The 16,142-nt window shown below is 71.1% G+C and carries 17 protein-coding genes; 10 read left to right on the forward strand and 7 right to left on the reverse strand.

What is annotated here, in order from left to right; genetic code table 11:
• Nucleotides 1–26 precede the first annotated feature (26 nt).
• From AC5RV6_RS16265 to AC5RV6_RS16275, 3 genes are all read left to right on the forward strand, one after another.
• Nucleotides 27–791, forward strand: a complete 765-nt coding sequence (locus AC5RV6_RS16265; RefSeq protein ID WP_494008404.1) for a hypothetical protein — start codon at nucleotides 27–29, stop codon at nucleotides 789–791.
• A gap of 105 nt (nucleotides 792–896) precedes the next feature.
• Nucleotides 897–1,478 carry a hypothetical protein gene (locus tag AC5RV6_RS16270; protein ID WP_494008405.1) on the forward strand — a complete coding sequence of 194 codons (582 nt, stop codon included), beginning with the start codon at nucleotides 897–899 and terminating at the stop codon, nucleotides 1,476–1,478.
• Between the two features lie 164 nt (nucleotides 1,479–1,642).
• Nucleotides 1,643–2,290: a hypothetical protein gene (locus AC5RV6_RS16275; RefSeq protein ID WP_494008406.1), complete on the forward strand. Its 648-nt coding sequence runs from the start codon at nucleotides 1,643–1,645 to the stop codon at nucleotides 2,288–2,290.
• Between the two features lie 6 nt (nucleotides 2,291–2,296).
• Here the strand turns inward: AC5RV6_RS16275 and AC5RV6_RS16280 are convergent, their stop codons facing one another.
• Nucleotides 2,297–3,964, reverse strand: coding sequence for an FAD-binding dehydrogenase (locus tag AC5RV6_RS16280; protein ID WP_494008407.1), 1,668 nt, complete (start codon nucleotides 3,962–3,964; stop codon nucleotides 2,297–2,299).
• 176 nt (nucleotides 3,965–4,140) lie between these two features.
• Here AC5RV6_RS16280 and AC5RV6_RS16285 point away from each other — a divergent pair, with 176 nt between their 5' ends.
• Nucleotides 4,141–4,290, forward strand: a complete 150-nt coding sequence (locus tag AC5RV6_RS16285; protein WP_494008408.1) for a hypothetical protein — start codon at nucleotides 4,141–4,143, stop codon at nucleotides 4,288–4,290.
• Nucleotides 4,291–4,387: 97 nt separating this feature from the next.
• Here AC5RV6_RS16285 and AC5RV6_RS16290 read toward each other — a convergent pair whose 3' ends face one another.
• Together AC5RV6_RS16290 and AC5RV6_RS16295 are read right to left on the reverse strand one after the other, a co-directional pair.
• Nucleotides 4,388–4,621 (reverse strand): YegP family protein, encoded by a 234-nt coding sequence (locus AC5RV6_RS16290; RefSeq protein ID WP_494008409.1) that lies wholly within the window; start codon nucleotides 4,619–4,621, stop codon nucleotides 4,388–4,390.
• Between the two features lie 113 nt (nucleotides 4,622–4,734).
• Entirely contained in the window at nucleotides 4,735–5,694 is a 960-nt protein-coding gene (locus AC5RV6_RS16295; RefSeq protein ID WP_494008410.1) for an asparaginase domain-containing protein, read from the reverse strand.
• Between the two features lie 106 nt (nucleotides 5,695–5,800).
• Between AC5RV6_RS16295 and AC5RV6_RS16300 the strand changes: the two genes are divergently transcribed.
• From AC5RV6_RS16300 to AC5RV6_RS16310, 3 genes are all read left to right on the forward strand, one after another.
• Complete coding sequence (locus AC5RV6_RS16300; RefSeq protein WP_494008411.1) at nucleotides 5,801–6,286, forward strand: very short patch repair endonuclease; 486 nt, start codon at nucleotides 5,801–5,803, stop codon at nucleotides 6,284–6,286.
• Nucleotides 6,287–6,288: 2 nt separating this feature from the next.
• Nucleotides 6,289–6,981: an HAD family hydrolase gene (locus AC5RV6_RS16305; RefSeq protein ID WP_494008412.1), complete on the forward strand. Its 693-nt coding sequence runs from the start codon at nucleotides 6,289–6,291 to the stop codon at nucleotides 6,979–6,981.
• A gap of 96 nt (nucleotides 6,982–7,077) precedes the next feature.
• Nucleotides 7,078–7,389: a hypothetical protein gene (locus tag AC5RV6_RS16310; RefSeq protein ID WP_494008413.1), complete on the forward strand. Its 312-nt coding sequence runs from the start codon at nucleotides 7,078–7,080 to the stop codon at nucleotides 7,387–7,389.
• A gap of 99 nt (nucleotides 7,390–7,488) precedes the next feature.
• Here AC5RV6_RS16310 and AC5RV6_RS16315 read toward each other — a convergent pair whose 3' ends face one another.
• Nucleotides 7,489–9,978, reverse strand: a complete 2,490-nt coding sequence (locus AC5RV6_RS16315) for a Tex family protein (protein ID WP_494008414.1) — start codon at nucleotides 9,976–9,978, stop codon at nucleotides 7,489–7,491.
• 53 nt (nucleotides 9,979–10,031) lie between these two features.
• A complete protein-coding gene (locus AC5RV6_RS16320) occupies nucleotides 10,032–10,325 on the reverse strand; it encodes a DUF503 domain-containing protein (RefSeq protein WP_494008415.1) in 294 nt (97 codons plus the stop codon).
• A gap of 87 nt (nucleotides 10,326–10,412) precedes the next feature.
• Here AC5RV6_RS16320 and AC5RV6_RS16325 point away from each other — a divergent pair, with 87 nt between their 5' ends.
• From AC5RV6_RS16325 to AC5RV6_RS16335, 3 genes are all read left to right on the forward strand, one after another.
• On the forward strand, nucleotides 10,413–10,904 hold the full coding sequence (locus AC5RV6_RS16325) for a DUF2243 domain-containing protein (RefSeq protein WP_494008416.1): 492 nt from the start codon (nucleotides 10,413–10,415) through the stop codon (nucleotides 10,902–10,904).
• Nucleotides 10,897–11,676: a cytochrome c oxidase assembly protein gene (locus AC5RV6_RS16330; RefSeq protein ID WP_494008417.1), complete on the forward strand. Its 780-nt coding sequence runs from the start codon at nucleotides 10,897–10,899 to the stop codon at nucleotides 11,674–11,676. The genes AC5RV6_RS16325 and AC5RV6_RS16330 overlap by 8 nt, the downstream gene beginning before the upstream one ends.
• Before the next feature lie 171 nt (nucleotides 11,677–11,847).
• The gene (locus AC5RV6_RS16335; RefSeq protein ID WP_494008418.1) at nucleotides 11,848–13,503 is read left to right on the forward strand and encodes a RecQ family ATP-dependent DNA helicase; all 1,656 of its coding nucleotides are present in this window, start codon (nucleotides 11,848–11,850) and stop codon (nucleotides 13,501–13,503) included.
• Here the strand turns inward: AC5RV6_RS16335 and mmsB are convergent.
• Complete coding sequence (gene mmsB, locus AC5RV6_RS16340) at nucleotides 13,487–14,395, reverse strand: 3-hydroxyisobutyrate dehydrogenase (RefSeq protein WP_494008419.1); 909 nt, start codon at nucleotides 14,393–14,395, stop codon at nucleotides 13,487–13,489. The genes AC5RV6_RS16335 and mmsB overlap by 17 nt on opposite strands.
• Before the next feature lie 90 nt (nucleotides 14,396–14,485).
• Nucleotides 14,486–15,925, reverse strand: a complete 1,440-nt coding sequence (locus AC5RV6_RS16345) for an MFS transporter (RefSeq protein WP_494008420.1) — start codon at nucleotides 15,923–15,925, stop codon at nucleotides 14,486–14,488.
• Nucleotides 15,926–16,142: the final 217 nt, after the last annotated feature.

Consider the following 16,142-nt stretch of genomic DNA (forward strand, 5'->3'; position numbering starts at 1 on the left):
GACCCTAACCCAGGGGGTCACCGATCATGACTGAACCAGGCCAGCCGGACAACAACGCAGGGCAGGGCGGCACCGGCAGCAACCCCGGAGCGGGCCAGCCCGGCAATCAGGCCGGTCAGCCGGGCCAGCCTGGCGGCTACGCCTACCCGGGTCAGCCGGGCCAGCCCGGCGGCTACGCCTACCCGGGCCAGCCGGGCCAGCCCCAGGGCGGTTACGCCTACCCGGGCAACCAGCCGGGCCAGCCCGGCCAGCCCGGCGGCTACGCCTACCCGGGCAACCCCTACGGGCAGATGGCCCCCGCGCAGGATCCGGCACGGCCCAAGGAAGTCAACCTGGCGTTCTGGCTGCTGATCGCCACTGCCGTGCTGGGGCTGATCGCGCTGCCGTTCACCATCTCCTACTTCAACTCGCCTGAGTACCTGGACCTGGTGGAGCAGACGGCACGCGACGCCGGCCTGAGCGTTGACCAGACCTACCTCTCCGCCACCATCGCCGGCGCCACGGTCGGCGCCGTCCTGGGCAGCCTCTTCAGCCTCGGGGTGAGCGTGGCCCTGGCCTTCCTGGTGCGCGCCGGATACAACTGGGCACGCATCGTGGTCACCGTGTTCGCGGCGTTCTCCCTCTTCGGGCTGATCGGGATCTTCTCGGCGGGCCCGGCGGTGGGCATCCTGACCCTGCTCTCGATCCTGGCCACGGTGGCGGCGGTGGTCCTGCTGTTCCTCAAGCCCGCGAACGACTACTTCACCCGGAAGAAGGCCTACCGGCAGGCACGGAAATTCGGCGCTTACTAAGGTAGCTGCCAATCTCCGAAAATCCGGCTACGCTGACTGCGGGTGTCCCTTGAGGGGGCACCCGCACTCGTACACCAGGCATGCCGTATCAGAGGGGGAACCAGCATGAGCGAACCTATCCAGTCCAACACCAACCAGCCCGGCCCCGCTGCCGGGAACAACCCCGGCGCTCCGGGAGCAGGCGGCTACCCGGGCGCCCCGGGAAGCAGCTACAACTACGGCGGGAATCCCTACGCCGGGATGCCGCAGGCTCCCGCGGCAGAGCCGGCCCGGCCGCGCACGGTTGAGCTGGCCTTCTGGCTGGTCATTGCCTCGTCGGTGCTGAACATCCTCAACTATTTCCTGACCCTGGACTACGTCAACGAAATGTCGGGCGGGGCCGTGGTGACCGGAGCCGCGGCCGGCGGATTCATCTTCGGCACTGCCATCAGGATCGCCCTGGCCGCTCTGGCCCGGCAGGGACAGAACTGGGCGCGGATCGTCCTGACGGTTCTGGCCGTCCTGTCGCTGACCGGCCTGCTGGGCGGCCTCTTCCTCGCCGGACCGCTCGCCGGCCTGACCGGCCTGCTGTCCATCGCCACCTTCGTGGCTGCCGTCGTCCTGCTGTTCCTGAAGCCCTCCAACGAGTTCTTCACGGCCAGCAAGGCCTACCGCCAGGCCAGGAAGTTCGCCCAGCCCCAGGCCTAGCCGATGCGCCGGCGGCCGGCCCGGGTCAGCCCGGGCCGGCTGCCGGCCGGCCCGCCCGTTCACGCAGGCCCGGGCCGCTACAGCGGTGCCGGCGTACCTGTCCTACGGCAATCCGCCTCTGCCCGTCCTGCTCCATCACCTTCTGCCGAAGGAGAACGATCAGCGTGAGCGATCCGACGCCGCCGCCCGGCGATCCGTCCGGCACACCGGGACCCGAGAATCGCCTGTCCGCCCGCGGCTCCTGGCAATGGGTGCCGGATCCGGCGGGACCGGGCCTGCCGGGCCAGGGCGCTGCCCCACAGCTTCCGCCCTTTCCCCCGCCCGCCTATCCGCAGCACGGTTACCCCTACCCGGGCCATCCGCCCATGGGCTATCCGCCGCCGCCCGTCTTCGCCCCGCCGCGGCCGCCGCAGGTCACCCACGCCTTCCGGCTGCTCCTGCTGTCCTCGGTGCTGCAGGTCGTCGTCCTGGCCCTGACCTTCGCGGCCTTCACGACTGCACCGGACACAGTCTTCACGGCCCTGCTGCCGGCCCTGGCCGGATCCCTGTTCGGCATGCTGGTCAGCATCGGCATGGCCTTCCTGGTCCGATCGGGCTGGCGGTTCGCCCGGATCGCCGTCTCGGTCCTCGCTTTCCTCACCCTGATGGGTACCGTGGACAACTTCCTGATCGGGCCCCTGGTGGGCATTGCCTCCGTCCTGGCGGTGGCGCCGTGGGCGGCGGCGGTATTCCTGCTTTTTCGGAAACCGTCCAACGAGTTCTTCCACGGCACCTGGGCCTACCGGCGGGACCGCCTGCTCCGTCAGCTCTGAGCAGCCCTATCCTGCCGCGGCCCGTCCTGCCGAGCGGCCGCTGAACAGGCACCCGCCCAGGAACGTCCCTTCCAGGGACCGGTACCCGTGCATGCCTCCACCGCCGAACCCCGCCGCCTCGCCGGCGGCGAACAGCCCGGGAACCGGCTGCCCGTCTGTTCCAAGGACGCGGGAGTCGAGGTCGGTCTCCAGGCCCCCGAGGCTCTTGCGGGTCAGCACCGAGAGCCGCACCGCGATCAACGGTCCAGCCTTGGGATCCAGGATGCGGTGCGGCGGGGCGGTGCGGATCAGTTTGTCGCCCAGATAGCTGCGGGCCCCGTGGATGGCGGTGACCTGGGCGTCTTTGCTGAACCGGTTGCCCACTTCCCGGTCCCGCGCCTCGATCTCCTGGCGGAGCGCTTCGGCTGACAGCACCGGAGCCTGCCCTCCGGTGTCCTCCTTGGCCAAGGCGTTCATGCCGGCCACCAGTTCCTCGGGACTGTCGGCGGAGATGAAGTCCTCCCCATGGTCCAGGAAGGCCTGCACCGGACCCGGCACCCCGGCCGTGGCCCGCTTGAGCACGTCACGGATCGACTTGCCGGTCAGGTCCGGATTCTGCTCCGAGCCCGAGAGCGCGAACTCCTTCCGGATGATGGCCTTGTTCAGCACGAACCAGCTGTAGTCATGGCCGGTGGTGCGCAGATGCGCGAGGGTGCCCAGGGTGTCGAAGCCGGGGAACAACGGGACGGGCAGCCGGTTCCCAGCGGCGTCGAGCCAGAGCGATGAGGGCCCCGGCAGGATCCGGATTCCGTGGTTGGCCCAGACCGGATTCCAGTTGCGGATGCCCTCGACGTAGTGCCACATGCGGTCCGGGTTGATCACCCTGCCGCCGGCATCAGAGGCTGCCGCGATGCCCCGCCCGTCCACGTGTTCGGGAACGCCGCTGAGCATGCGGCCCGGGGCAGCGCCCAGCCGGTCCGGCCAGGCGGCGCGCACCAGTTCATGGTTGCCGCCGATCCCGCCGGTGGTCACCACCACCGCCGGCGCGGAGAATTCGAACTGCCCGACGGCGGTGCGGGGCGAGGCGGTGCCGCGCGGCGCCGTCGTCGGCTCCAGGATGCTGCCGGCGACCCCCGTGACCGCGCCGCCCGCGGTGGTCAGCGCCTCCAGCCGGTGCCGGAAGGCGGTCCGGACCAGTCCCCGCTCAATGCCTTCGCGCAGCTTCGCCTCGAAGGGGGCGGTGACGCCCGGACCGGTGCCCCAGGTGATGTGGAACCGCGGCACCGAGTTGCCGGGGCCGGTGGCGCCGTATCCGCCGCGCTCGGCCCAGCCGACGACGGGGAAGAACCGGTGGCCCATCTGCTGCAGCCAGGCCCGCTTCTCTCCCGCGGCGAAGTTCACGTAGGCCTCGGCCCAGCGGCGCGGCCAGTAGTCCTCGGGGCGGTCGAATCCGGCGGTGCCCAGCCAGTCCTGCCAGGCCAGCTCCACCGAGTCCTTCACCCTCAGGCGCCGCTGCTCCGGAGAATTGACCAGGAAGAGCCCGCCGAAGGACCACCAGGCCTGCCCGCCCAGTGATTGCCCGCCCTCCTGCTCCACAAGCAGGACCCGCCGGCCGGCGTCGATCAGCTCTGCGGTGGCGACCAGGCCGGCCAGGCCCGCGCCGACCACGATGACATCTGCGTCTGTAGGGTGCACGCGGCACACGCTACCCAAGGACTGCTCCCGCTGCCTAGGGCTGCCTCCGCGGCCCGGTTCCGGCCGGCAGCGCCCCCGCCCCTGTCCTCCGCCGCTGCCGGTTCCTAGACTGGCAGGTACGGGCGCGCCGATCGCGGGCCTGCGCCAGGAGGAACCACCAACGACTGGAGAGACCCATGAGTGAGACCGGAACATCCAATCCGGACCCGGACGACAAGATCCGGACCCGGCCCGAAGAACCTGCCGAGGGTGACACGGAAGCGGGTCCCACCCAGGAGCGGGAACATCCCGAGGAGCCGGCTGAGGGCGGCGAAGACCAGACCTGACCCGGCCGCGCCGGACCGACAGACACAATAAACGGAGCCTGCCTCCCCACCCACTGGGCGGATCGGCAGGCTCCGTTGATGAGGCGGGGCCGGTCTCCTAGGAGGCCTTGGCCGGGCCCTTGCGCCGTGCTTCGGCCAGGACGTCGACGTCGCTGCTTTGATCGACCACCGGGCCGGTCCCGGCAATCTCCCGGAGGGCCTCGATGCCGGCAACGGCAGCCTGCTTTGTGGGGAACATCGCCGATACGGCCATCAGGGCACCCTCGCCGGAAATCAGCTTGATCCGGTAGGCGCCGTCATGGGCATCCACCAGCTTGAAGTAGCCCGACATTCTTCTTACCTCCTTGTAAGGGGTACCAACGTAGGGTCAATCATAAGCTCACTTAGGGAGCTGCGAACCCGTAGTCGCAAAAATGCGTAGGAATCACCCTTCCCTACTGGCGTTCAGGCTCCGCCTGTGGTGAGCGCCCGGCGGATTTCCTCGTGTGCGGCCGGCGCCGAAGTCAGCAGGGCGGCCAGCATCCGCACCTGGGCCGCCCCCAGCTCACCGGAGGGCATGCCGCCGGCTGCGACGAGTTCGGGCGCCACGAGTTCCCCATATCCGGGAAGCACCAGTGAAGAGCACCAGCTGCTGAGCATCACCGGGCACCCGGCGGTCACCGCGTCCTGGACCGCTGCCACCAGGTCCTCGGACGGTTCCGCCAGCTGCGAGCCCGTGAGCACCACGGCGTCCGCCTCTCCCGCCGCATGCCGCAGCAGCGAGGTGTCGGCACCCAGCGGGCAGTCGACGATGTCGACGCGGGCCCGGTCAAAGTCATCGGAGGGCACCGGCAGCGGAGCGGACCGCACCGGCCGGGCGGTGACGTGGAGGCGGTCACCCAGGAAACGGCCGACCTCGGTTCCGCCCCGGACCGGCGGGCCCATGGACGCTCCGCGGGCGGTCCGGACGGTCCCGCCCATCGCAATCAGGGCACCGGCTCCGTGCAGGTCCTCAGCGGCGGCTGCCTCCACGGCCTCGGCAAGGTTCCGCAGCCCGTCCGCGCCCGGCCGGCCCGGGGCCCTCCGCGCTCCGGTGAAGACCACCGGCTTGGGCGAGGCCAGCACCAGGTCGAGCAGGAACGCCGCCTCTGCCATCCCGGCGGACGGATAGGTGACCACGACCCCGTCGACCCGGGGCTCCTCCAGGGCTGCGACGGCGGCCAGCACCACCCGGCGCAGATCGGCCAGGCGCGGCATCCGTCCGGCGGTGCCGACCTGCCGGGTGGAAACCGTGTGCCGTCCGGCCAGCCCCGTCTCCGGGTCCTCCCGGGTGCCCGGCTCGGCCCCGGCGGCCACCGCCGCGCCGTCGTCGCCGGCCGTGGAGGCGATCGTCGCGCCGGTGCCCAGTATCCGAATGTGCGCCATCCGCCGTGTCCTTTCGCAGATCACCTTCTACCAAAGCAGGACGGCCCGGCATGCACCAGAGCCGCAGGCTTCACCGCGCCGCGCGGAGCCACTCTAGGCTGGAACCATGGACACCGTCTCGCCGGAGCAGCGCAGCCGGAACATGGCGCGGATCCGCGGCCGGGACACCAAGCCCGAGCTGCTGGTGCGCCGCCTGCTGCACGCCGCCGGCTACCGGTTCCGGCTGCACGGCGCCGCGCGCGGCGGGAAGCTGCCCGGCCGCCCGGACCTGGTCTTCGCCGGCCGGCGCAAGGTCATCTTCGTCAACGGGTGCTTCTGGCATTCACACACCTGCCGGGCGGGACGGGCGGCGCCGGGCACCAACGCCGCGTTCTGGGCCGAGAAACGCGCCCGCACCGTGGCACGGGACGAGGCAGCGGTCCAGGCGCTTGCGGCTCAGGGATGGGAATCCTTCACCGTGTGGGAGTGCGAACTGAAGGAAACGTCCCTCCTGGAGGCACAGCTTCAGGCCTTCCTCGGACCGGCGGGCCCGGCCGGGCGGGCACTAGACTCGGAAACCACGAACCACCACGGCGGCAACGAAGGCAGGTAGGCATGGCAACGGAGACTTCAGGCAGGCGCGGCGTCCTCTTCGACGTGGACGGAACGCTGGTCGATTCGAATTACCTGCACGCAGTCGCCTGGTGGCAGGCGTTCCGCCGGTACGACCATGACGTGCCCATGTCCGCCATCCACCGGGCGATCGGCATGGGCGGGGACAAGCTGGTGGCGCATCTGCTCGGTGAGGACCGCGACGCCGGCCAGGACGAGGAGCTCGACGCGACGCACGGCGCGGTGTTCTCCACCTGGTGGCCGTCGCTGCGCAGCTTCGACGGCGCCCGGGAGCTGGTCCGGGAGTGCGCGGACCGCGAGCTCGTCGTCGTGCTTGCCTCCTCGGCGTCCAAGCCGGAGCTGAAGGTGCTGCGCGAGGTGATCGACGCCGACTCCGCCATCACCGCCGCCACGAGTTCAGGCGACGCCGAGGAGTCCAAGCCCTCCCCCGACATCCTGCAGGCGGCCCTGGAGGCGGCTGAACTGGCTGCCGAGGACACCGTCTTCGTCGGCGACTCCGTCTGGGATGTGCACGCGTCCGCCGAGCTCGGCATCCCGACCATCGGCCTGACCTGCGGCGGCACCAGCGAGGCGGAGCTGCGTGAGGCCGGCGCGGAGGAAGTTTACGGCGATCCCCGGGAGCTGCTGGAGAAACTGGATGCCAGCCTGCTCGGCAGGCTGCTGGACCGGGGCTGAGGGTCACGGCGGGCGCGGACATATGACGCCCGGGGCTTCCACCGGCGGCACGCTGCGCTGCTAGGGTCGAAGCACCCTGCAGGAAGGACTTCTTTCGTGAGCAATGAATCCACCGGCCCGAAGAGCGACGCCGCCGATCCGCTGGGCCCCAGCATCCGGGTCCCCGAGGCCACCGGCGAACCGCGGCTTGTCGGAGAGCAGCACGACCCGGAGGCACCCAGGCCGGGCGACGGCCCGGGCACTGACCGCCACGCCGGCAACATCCGCGAGGAACAGGGCACCCATGCCGGCGGCACCGTTCCCGCCGCCTACATCGGCGACGAGGCGCGCGACGGCGCCGCCGATCCCGGTGCCCCGGAGGAAGCGCTGCTGGATCCGGACGCGGCGGATGAGGAGCCCGGGCGCTGAGCCTGTCCCCGGGCCGCCAATGGACCTGGCCGCGTTGAGGCCGGCCCGGTGCCGGAGCTTCCCGCCCGCCGGCGGCCCGGCTGCCGGCGCTGGATGCCCCTAGGCCAGGCCTGCCCGGCGCAGCGCCTCGGCCATGGCGCCCTGCGGCTCCGGCCGTCCTGCACCGTCCTGTGCACGCGGCGGTTTTCCTCCCTGCCGGGCCGGCTGCCCGCCGCGGCCGGCAGGCTGGCGGGCTTCCCTGCCCGCGCCAGCCGTGGTTCCACGGTCCGTGGTCTTGCCGTCCCGGTTCCGGCTCTTCCCGTTGCCGGCGGCTGCGCCCGCCCCGGGCCGGCGGCCGTCCGCCCGCTGCCCCTCGCGTCCGCCGCGCGGAGCACCGCCGGGCGCGGCGTCGTCGTCCAGCCGCAGGGTCAGGGAGATGCGCCTGCGCTCCGGGTCCGCCTCCAGGACCTTCACCTTGACGACCTGCCCGGACTTGACCACTTCCCGGGGATCCGAGACAAAGCTGTGTGACATCGCGGAGATGTGCACCAGCCCGTCCTGGTGCACGCCCACGTCCACGAACGCACCGAACGCGGCCACGTTGGTGACCACGCCGTCGAGCACCATGCCCGGCTGCAGATCGGAGATCTTTTCGATGCCGTCGGAGAATTCGGCGGTCTTGAACGCCGGGCGCGGATCCCGGCCCGGTTTGCGCAGTTCGGCCATCACGTCCAGCACGGTGGGCAGCCCGAAGGTGTCGTCGACGAACGCTGCCGGGTCCAGCCCGGCCAGCTCGGCCCCGGCCGGGCCCATTTCGGCGCCGGCGGCGGTCAGGATGCGGCGGGCCAGGCTGTAGGACTCGGGGTGCACGCTGGAGCCGTCCAGGGGCTCCGGCCCGCCGGTGACCCGCAGGAACCCGGCGCACTGCTCAAACGCCTTCGCGCCGAGCCGCGGCACCTTGAGCAGGTCCTTCCGGCGGGTGAAGGGGCCGACCTCGTTGCGGTAGGCGACGATGTTCTCGCTCAGCAGCGGGCCGACGCCGGCCACCCGGGCCAGCAGTGCGGGCGAGGCGGTGTTCAGGTCCACCCCGACGGCGTTGACGCAGTCCTCGACCACGGCGTCCAGGGAACGTTCGAGCTTGGCCTGGGTGACGTCGTGCTGGTACTGGCCCACACCGATCGACTTCGGGTCGATCTTGACCAGTTCGGCCAGCGGATCCTGCAGCCTGCGGGCGATGGACACCGCCCCGCGCAGCGACACGTCCAGCCCGGGCAGTTCCGCGCTGGCCAGGGCGGAGGCGGAGTACACGCTGGCCCCCGCTTCGGAGACCACCAGCTTCTGGAGCCGGGTTTCGGGCAGCAGCCGCAGCAGCTCCGCGGCGAGCCGGTCGGTTTCGCGCGACGCGGTGCCGTTGCCGATGGCGATCAGCTCGACGGCGTGCCGGCGGGCCAGGTCGGCCAGCCTGCCCAGCGCCTCGTCCCAGCGGCGGGCGGGGGCATGCGGATAGACGGTGTCCGTGGCCACGACCTTGCCGGTGCCGTCCACCACGGCGACCTTCACGCCGGTACGCAGCCCCGGGTCCAGGCCCAGGGTGGCACGGTTGCCGGCCGGAGCAGCCAGCAGCACATCGCGCAGATTGGCGGCGAAGACCCTCACGGCTTCCTCCTCCGCCTCGGTGTACAGCCGGACCCGCAGGTCCACCGACAGTTTGGCGAGGATGCGCCGCCACGCCTGCTGCACGGTCTGCGCCAGCCACGCGTCGGCGGGCCGGCCGCCGGCACGCACGCCGAGCCGGGCGGCCACTGCGGCCTCGAACCGGGCCCGGGCGGCGGCCAGGGCCTCGGCATCGGCCGGATCCGCTTCGGCCAGGGTCAGTTCCAGCACCCCCTCCTTCTCTCCGCGCAGCAGGGCCAGCACCCGGTGCGAGGGCATGCCGGAGGGCGACTGCGCGAAATCGAAGTAGTCGGCGAACTTCTGCCCTTCGGCGTCCTTGCCGGGCCGGACCCGGGACCGCAACCGCCCCTGCTTCCACAGCCGTTCGCGCTGTTCGGTGAGCAGATCGGCGTCCTGGGTGGCGCGCTCCACCAGGATGGCGCGGGCCCCGGCGAGCGCCTCGCCGGCATCCGGGACGGCATCGGAAACGTAGCGGGCGGCCTCCGCCTCGGGGTCGAGCCCGGGATTGGACAGCAGCGCCTCGGCGAGCGGCTCCAGCCCGGCCTCCCGCGCGGCCTGCGCCTTGGTCCGCCGCTTGCTCTTGTAGGGCAGGTAGATGTCTTCCAGCCGGGCCTTGGTCTCGGCGGCGAGGACAGCCGCGCGCAGCTCATCGGTCAGCTTGCCCTGGCCCTCGATCGCCTCCAGAACGGCACGGCGCCGGTCCTGGAGCTCACGCAGGTAGCGCAGGCGCTCCTCCAGTTCGCGCAGCTGCGCGTCGTCGAGCGCCCCGGTGGCCTCCTTCCGGTACCGGGCGATGAACGGCACGGTGGAGCCGGAGTCCAGCAGCTCGACGGCGGCACGCACCTGGCGCACGGCGACGCCCAGTTCAGCGGCAATCCGGGCGAGCACGGATTCTTCGGCGGTTTGGTCAGCGGTCTCGGATGCGGTTGGGCTCACCCGCCCAATTGTTCCCCATGGCCGGCCGGGCGGCGCAAACGCCGCGGCCGATCTCAGTCCTCCGCCGTGAGCATTTGACGGCGCACGGCCAGCAGCTGCACCTCCGGCCGGGCGGCCACCAGCCGCTCCGCGGCGTCGAGCACCTGGGACACGTGGGCGCGGTCGGCGCCCACCAGCCCGACGCCGATCGCCGCCCGGCGATGCAGGTCCAGGCTGCCGACCTCGGCCGCGGAAACGTCGAACTTCCGCTTCAGTTCAGCCAGGATGGGGCGCACCACCGAGCGCTTGGCCTTGAGCGAATGCACGTCGCCGAGCAGCAGGTCGAATTCCAATGCACCGATCCACATGGGCCCATCCTCACCCGGTTGCGGTGTCGGGAGCCAGCAGGCCCGCCGGCCGTGTCCGGCAATCATCAGCAGTGTTATGTTCGATTAATGGCCCCCGAGACCGCGACTGCCCTCACCGCCCGCCGCCGCAACCTCCTGTCCGGGCTCCTGCTCGGCATCGGCATTGCCGGATTCGTGGACGAGGTCGTCTTCCATCAGCTGCTGCACTGGCACCACTTCTACGACCGGGCGACGCTGGCCGCCGGCCTGGTCTCCGACGGCCTGTTCCATGCCTTCAGCTGGTTCGCCACCGTGGCGTCGCTGTTCCTGTTCGCGGATCTGCGCCGGCGGCAGGAGCTGCTGCCCGCCCGCTGGGCCGGGGCCGTGCTGCTGGGCGCCGGCGCGTTCCAGCTCTACGACGGCATCGTGCAGCACAAGCTCCTGAACCTGCACCAGATCCGCTACAACGTGGACCTGCTGCCCTACGACGCCGTGTGGAACGGCGTCGCCGTGCTGCTGATCCTGGCCGGCGCCCTGCTGCTGTACCGCACCCGCGGCGCCGTGCCGGCCCACCGTGTGACGCACGGGACCGATGCATAACCACGGCGGCGGGACCGCGGAGTCCCTGTTCCTCATCCCTGCCGTGGTGGCGGTGATCGCCTACGGCAGGGCTGCGTTCTCCGCCCGTTCCGGACGCTGGCCCTGGTACCGCACCGCGTTCTTCACGGCCGGCGTGCTGACGGCCCTGGCCACTGTGCTGCAGCCGATGGCCAATGCGATCCATGACTCCTTTACCGTGCTGAGCGTCGCGCACCTGATGGCCGGGATGGCCGCCCCGCTGCTGCTGGTCCTCTCACGTCCCTTTACCCTGGCGCTGCGCACCCTGGCGGTGTTTCCCGCCCGCCGGCTCAGCCGGCTGCTGCGCAGCGTCCCGCTGCGCTTCCTCGCCCATCCGGTGACGGCGGCGGTGCTGAACGTCGGCGGCATGTGGCTGATGTTCCGCACGCCGCTGCTGCAGGCCATGCAGGAGTCCATGCCGGTGCACTGGCTGGTCACCGCGCACCTGGTGGCCGCCGGCTATCTGTGGACAGCCGCCCTGATCAGCCGGGACCCCCTGGCTCACCGGGCGTCCTTCCCGCTGCGCGCCTCGGTGCTGGTGCTTTCGGTGGCGGCCCACAACATCCTGGCCAAACTGATCTACGCCGAGCCGCCCGCCGGGGTTCCGGCGGACCAGGCCGAGGCCGGAGCCCTGGTGATGTACTACGGCGGGGCCGTGCTGGAACTGGCGGTCATCATCATCTTCTGCCGGCAGTGGTACCGGGCCGCCCGGCCCCGGGAGCGCGCCGCCGTCGCCCGCCCCCGGACAGCCTGACGCCGGCCGCCCATCCTCTGCCCACACGAATCCGATGCCCGTCTCAGGCAACCCGGGGGGCGAAGCTCCCGACGTGGCCTATGCCACCCAATGCGGCGCCGGGCCGCGGAACTCAGTAGGCTGATGAACCGCGGCGCCGCCGGCACCGCTTCCAGGCCAGGAGGAAAGACCATGACCACGTCCCGCAGCGACCTGCAGCGCACCGCCGCCGAGGTGTTCGGCTGGGAGGACTTCCGGCCGGGACAGCTCGAAGCCATGGAAGCCGCCGCCGCAGGCCGGGACGTGCTCTGCGTGATGCCCACCGGCGCCGGCAAGTCCGCCGTCTACCAGGTGCCGGGCATGGCGATGCCGGGCACCGCCGTCGTGATTTCTCCGCTGATCGCCCTGCAGCGGGACCAGGCGGACGCCATCAACGAGGCCGCCGGGGCGGTCCGCGCCTACGTGCTGAACTCCACCGAATCCCAGGGATCCTGGGACGAGGCCTGGGCCGCGGCGGCAGAGGACGACGAGTCGCGGCGGGCGAAGTTCCTGTTCCTGGCTCCTGAGCAGGTCACCCGGGAGGAGATCGCCGACCGGCTGCGCGGGCTCGACGTCTCCCTGCTGGTGATCGACGAAGCGCACTGCGTCTCCGCCTGGGGCCACGATTTCCGCCCCGACTACCTGCAGCTCGGCCCCCTGGTCGAGTCCCTCGGCCGGCCCGTCATCGCGCTGACCGCAACCGCGGCCCCGCCCGTGCGGGCCGAAATCATCGATCAGCTGTGCATGCGGGAGCCGCTGCAGGTGGCGCAGGGCTTTGACCGCCCCAACCTGCACCTCGGGGCCGGCCGCTACGTCGAGGATGAGGACAAGCGCCGGGCGATCCTCGAGCAGGTGGCCGCGCTGCCGGGCCCCGGGCTGCTCTACGTGGCGACGCGCCGGGAAAGCGAAGAGTACGCCGAACGGCTGCAGGAGGCGGGGGTGCGCGCCGACGCCTACCATTCCGGCCGCCGGAAGGATGACCGCGAACGCATCCACGAGCAGTTCCAGGGCGACGACCTGGACGTGGTGGTGGCCACCACCGCCTTCGGCATGGGCATCGACAAGCCCAACGTGCGGTTCGTGGTGCACGCGGACGTGCCCGATTCGGTGGACAGCTACTACCAGGAGATCGGCCGTGGCGGCCGCGACGGCCAGGCCTGTGAGGTCTTCCTGCACTACCGGCCCGAGGACCTGGGATTGCGCCGTTTCTTCGCCGCGAAGGCTCCCGACGAGGACGGCCTGCTGCAGGTGCTGAACGCCTTGAAGGGCCGGCACAACCCGGTGCCCGCGGCGCAGCTGCGGGACGAGCTGGACGTCGGCGCCCGACGGCTTTCCGGCCAGCTTTCCCTGCTGGAGCAGTCCGGGTCGGTGGAGGCCGGTGAAGACGGCTACTGCTACGTGTCCCGGCGCGGCGGAGTCGACGCGGCGGTGCAGGCCGCCGTCGAATTCTCCGGGCAGCGGGAGAACATCGACTCCTCCCGCCTGGAAATGATGCGCCAATACGCCGAGACCACGGACTGCCGGCGCCGCTTCCTGCTGAACTACTTCGGCGAGGACGCCGAGGACATGTGCGGGTACTGCGACAACTGCGAGCGCGCCGAGGAGCAGGGGGAAGAGCTGGGCCCGCAGGAATCCGAAGGCCCGCAGCCCTTCCCCGTGCAGTCCACGGTGACCCACCCGGAGTGGGGGCCCGGGATGGTCATGAGCTACGAGGACGAGACCGTCACCGTGCTCTTCGAGTCCGAGGGCTACAAGACCCTGTCCCTGGAGCTGGTACTGGACAAGGAACTGCTCAAGCCTGGTCGGTGACCTCCAGCCGCCCGTCCACCAGCTGCACGATCATGGTGCAGTCCCGGCCGCCCTGCCCGCCGTCGAGCAGCTGCTGCAGCAGCTCCTGCACCTGGGCGCCGACCCGCAGGGGCGTGCCGGTGCCCTCCGCGGCCTGCAGCGCGAGCGTGATGTCCTTGTTCGCCAGCTCCGCCGTGAAGGTGGGCGCGAAGTCGTTGTTCGCGGCCGCGGTCGGGACCACGTCGGGCAGCGGGTACCAGGTGCGCAGCGCCCAGCTGTCTCCGGAGGAGACGGAGGCGATGTCCCAGAAGACCTTCCGGTCCAGGCCCAGCCGGTCCGCCAGCACCGCGCCCTCGGCGGTGCCGGCCATGTTGATGAACAGCATCAGGTTGTTGCAGATCTTCGCCGCTTCCCCGGTGGTCGGGCCCCCGGTCGGAATCACGTTGCCGGCCATCGGCTCGATGTAGCCGGCCGCCTCCTGCACCGCGCCCGGCTCACCCCCCACCATGAACGTGAGGGTGCCCGCCGCCGCCCCGCTGATGCCGCCCGAGACCGGGGCGTCCACGAACCGGAACCCGGCTCCGGCCGCGGTGTCATGCAGCAGCTGCGCCGTTTCGATGTCGATCGTGGAGGACTCCACGAGCAGCGTGTCCGTGGAGGCGGCGGCGAAGATGCCGCCCTCCCCCAGGTACACCGCACGCGAGTGTTCACCCTTGGGCAGCATCGTGAAGACCACGTCCGCTCCGGCCACCGCCTCCGCGACCGATCCCGCCGGTTCGATGCCGGCCGCCACGGCGGCCTCCACCGCCGCCGGAACGACGTCGTAGCCGCGGACCGTGTGCCCGCCCTTCACCAGGTTGGCGGCCATCGGCCCGCCCATGTTGCCCAATCCGATCCAGCCCACTGCGGCCATGCCAAGCTCCTTTGCTTCGCGTTGTGAAGTGCTGACAGCCTTGCACCCCCGCCCCTCGGCGGGCAAGGCCTGCCGGGGGGGGCGGTGCGGCTAGCGCCCGGGCCGGGTGCGGCGCCGTCCCCTGCCGGTGCCGGCGGCCGCCTCGGTTTCCGCGTCCTTGGCCGCCTTGGCGCTCATCAGGTCCGCGGTGCCCTGCGCGTCGGCGGCGTCGACGTCGTGCAGGGACAATCCCCGGGTTTCCCGCAGGGCCAGCACCGCCACCACCGTGATGATGCAGGCGATCAGCAGGTAGATGGCCACCGGCACGGAGGAGTCGTAACGGCTGAGCAGGCTCGTGGCGATGATCGGAGCCAGCGAGCCGGCGACGATGGAGGTGACCTGGTAGCCCAGCGAAACGCCGCTGTAGCGCATCCGGGTGGGGAACATCTCGGCCATGATGGCCGGCTGGCCGGCGTACATCAGCGCATGGAACATCAGCCCGATCGTCACCGCGGCCAGGATCATCAGGTCCCGGCCGGTGTCCATCATCGGGAAGGCGAAGAACCCCCAGGTGGCGCCCAGCACGGCGCCGGCCAGGTAGACCGGGCGGCGGCCCAGGGAGTCGGAGAGCCGGCCCACCAGCGGCACGGTGCAGAAGTGGATGAAGTGCGCCACCAGGAGCAGCAGCAGGATCCGGGACGTATCGGTCTTCACCACCGTGCTGAGATAGGTGATGGAGAAGGTGACCACCAGGTAGTAGAGGATGTTCTCCGCGAAGCGCAGGCCCATGGCGGTGAAGACGCCGCGCGGGTACCGGCGGAAGACCTCCACCACGCCGTAGCCCTTCGCCTCCTGCTCCACCTCCGCCTGCGCCGCCTTGAAGATCGGTGCGTCGGAGACCTTGGTGCGGATGTAATAGCCAACGATCACGATGACGGCGGAGAGCCAGAACGCCACCCGCCAGCCCCAGCTGAGGAATGCCTCCTCGCTGAGGGTGGAGGAGAGCAGGAACAGAACGCCCGTGGCCAGCAGGTTGCCCATCGGCACCGCGGACTGCGGCCAGCTGGCCCAGAAGCCGCGCGAGCGGGCCGGACTGTGCTCGGCGACCAGCAGCACGGCCCCGCCCCATTCGCCGCCGACGGCGAAGCCCTGGATGAAGCGCAGCGTCACCAGCAGGGCCGGCGCCCAGTAGCCGATGGAGTCGAAGCCGGGCAGGCAGCCCATCAGGAAGGTCGAGGCGCCGACCAGGATGATGCTCAGCTGCAGCAGCTGCTTCCGGCCGAGCTTGTCGCCGAAGTGGCCGAAGACAATGCCGCCTATGGGCCGGGCCAGGAAGCCGACGGCGTAGGTGACGAACGCGGCGATGATGCTGTCGAGGTCGGTGCCGGCGTTGGGAAAGAACAGCTTGCCGAACACCAGGGTCGCGGCCGAGGCGTAGAGGAAGAACTCGTACCATTCGACCACGGTGCCGGCCATGGAGGCCGCCACCACCTGCCGAAGGTTCCTGGGCGAGGGCTCGGCGTCGGGGGCCGGGCGGGATACGGAAGCCATGCGCACTCCTAGGTGTCCTCATTGACACGGTTCCGGGCGGAGCGCTGTGCACGGGAGCGGCAGGCCCGGCCGGCCCTGCGGGGGCAGGGTGGTACGAGTATGGCCCCGCCGGGCCCGCTGCTCAATCCTTTCGGCGGGCGTGTCCGGCGGCCCGCCGCAGCCCTGTCCCCGGTGCCCCTCGGATTGTGCCCGGCGACACTCTCCCCTAAGAATGGAC

The organism is Arthrobacter saudimassiliensis, from assembly GCF_059090665.1.